The organism is Pseudomonas agronomica (assembly GCF_025917275.1).
In the GTDB taxonomy this organism is placed as follows: domain Bacteria; phylum Pseudomonadota; class Gammaproteobacteria; order Pseudomonadales; family Pseudomonadaceae; genus Aquipseudomonas; species Aquipseudomonas agronomica.
The window spans coordinates 1-2154 of sequence record NZ_JAOSHO010000682.1 but is presented as its reverse complement, the minus strand read 5'-3'; the positions used below and the strand labels follow the sequence as shown (position 1 = coordinate 2154).

The following is a 2154-nucleotide window of genomic DNA, read 5'->3' as shown; positions in this document are numbered from 1 at the left end:
GAGCAAGCTCCCTCGCCACGGGGAACCCGCGTTGAAGATGAACCGTTTTAGCCGGCCGCCCATAGGCTTTTGATGGCGAGCCCTACAACGGTGTTTTCAGTAAAAAAATCTCCCTTTTTTAGCGAATTCCGGTATAGTGCGCGCCGGCCTTTAGCCGGGCCGCGTCAAGGTAGCGCAATTTTCGAAGCCAGCTTCGGTTGCATGTCCGCACAACGGATGCTTCCACGACGTTCTTTTTCATTCATTCGTTTTCGCAAATCCCCGCCGACAAAGCTGCCAGGGCGACTCTTGAGTCTCAACACGGCATGCGCAGCTTTGGAGCATGGGTCTTTGCGGATGCACTTAGAGGCAGACCCATGACCCAGGAAATCGGCGGCTTCGCCGCTCTTGAACTTCATCCCAATATTGTCGCTGCAGTAGTCGCTACCGGCTATGAAGAGCCTTCGGCCATTCAGCAGCAGTCGATTCCGATCATTCTCGCCGGTCACGATATGATTGGTCAGGCGCAAACCGGTACGGGTAAGACCGCCGCGTTCGCACTGCCGATCCTGCACCGCATTGATCCGTCCAAGCGCGAGCCGCAAGCTCTGATCCTGGCCCCAACTCGTGAGTTGGCGCTACAAGTTGCAACCGCTTTCGAAACCTACGCCAAGCAAATGCCAGGCGTGACTGTTGTGGCTGTCTACGGCGGCGCGCCGATGGGCCCACAACTGAAAGCAATCCGTAATGGCGCACAGATCGTTGTCGCCACCCCGGGCCGTCTGTGCGACCACCTGCGTCGCGACGAAAAAGTCCTCGCCACCGTGAACCACCTGGTTCTCGACGAAGCGGACGAAATGCTCAAGCTGGGCTTCATGGATGACCTGGAAGTCATCTTCAAGGCCATGCCTGAGACCCGCCAGACTGTCTTGTTCTCGGCCACCTTGCCACAATCGATCCGTGCCATCGCCGAACGCCATCTGCGCGATCCGAAGCACGTGAAGATCCAGAGCAAGACCCAGACCGTCACCGCGATCGAGCAGGCTCACCTGCTGGTTCACGCCGACCAGAAGACCTCCGCTGTCTTGAGCCTGCTGGAAGTCGAAGATTTCGACGCCCTGATCATGTTCGTGCGCACCAAGCAAGCGACCCTGGACCTGGCCAGCGCCCTGGAAGCCAAAGGCTACAAGGCCGCTGCGCTGAACGGTGACATTGCCCAGAACCAGCGTGAGCGCGTGATCGACTCCCTCAAGGATGGCCGCCTGGACATCGTTGTGGCAACCGACGTCGCTGCCCGCGGCCTGGACGTTCCGCGCATCACCCACGTGTTCAACGTGGACATGCCGTACGATCCGGAATCCTACGTGCACCGTATCGGCCGTACTGGCCGCGCCGGTCGCGAAGGTCGCGCGCTGCTGCTGGTTACCCCGCGTGAGCGCCGCATGCTGCAAGTGATCGAGCGTGTGACTGGCCAGAAGGTGGCTGAAGTTCGCCTGCCGGACGCCCAGGCTGTTCTCGATGCGCGCATCAAGAAGCTGACCAACAGCCTGTCGCCGCTGGTGGCTGACGCCGAGTCGACCCACGGTGATCTGCTCGATCGCCTGACCGCCGACATCGGTTGCACCCCGCGTGCCCTGGCCGCAGCCCTGCTGCGCAAGGCCACCAACGGCCAAGCGCTGAACCTGGCTGCCATCGAGAAGGAACGTCCGCTGGTGCCGAACAACGCACCGCGTGGCGACCGTCCTGAGCGCAGTGGCGATCGTCCGGACCGTGGTGATCGCGAGCGTCGTGCACCGATCCCGTTGGCCGAAGGTCGTGCCCGTTGCCGTACCGCGTTGGGCGCTCGTGACGGCATTGCCGCCAAGAACCTGCTCGGCGCGATCCTCAACGAAGGCGGCCTGGCCCGCGAAGCCATCGGTCGCATCCAGGTGCGTGACAGCTTCAGCCTGGTGGAACTGCCGGAAGATGGCCTGGAGAAGTTGCTGACCAAGCTCAAGGACACCCGCGTAGCCGGCAAACAGCTCAAGCTGCGTCGCTACCGCGAGGATTGATCGGCCTGCGGGTTGATTGATCGAGCATAAAAAATCCCCGACTGGTTCGGGGATTTTTTTTGTCTGTCGTTTGGCGCTTTTCAATGCGAGCGGCGGGAAGGCCAATCGCGAGCAAGCTCGCTCC

The 2154-nt window shown here is 61.1% G+C and carries 1 protein-coding gene; it reads left to right on the top strand.

Annotation, left to right across the window (positions count from 1 at the left end):
- Window positions 1-356: 356 nt before the first annotated feature.
- Window positions 357-2030: a DEAD/DEAH box helicase gene (locus OC610_RS26135; RefSeq protein WP_030141884.1), complete on the top strand. Its 1674-nt coding sequence runs from the start codon at window positions 357-359 to the stop codon at window positions 2028-2030.
- Window positions 2031-2154: the final 124 nt, after the last annotated feature.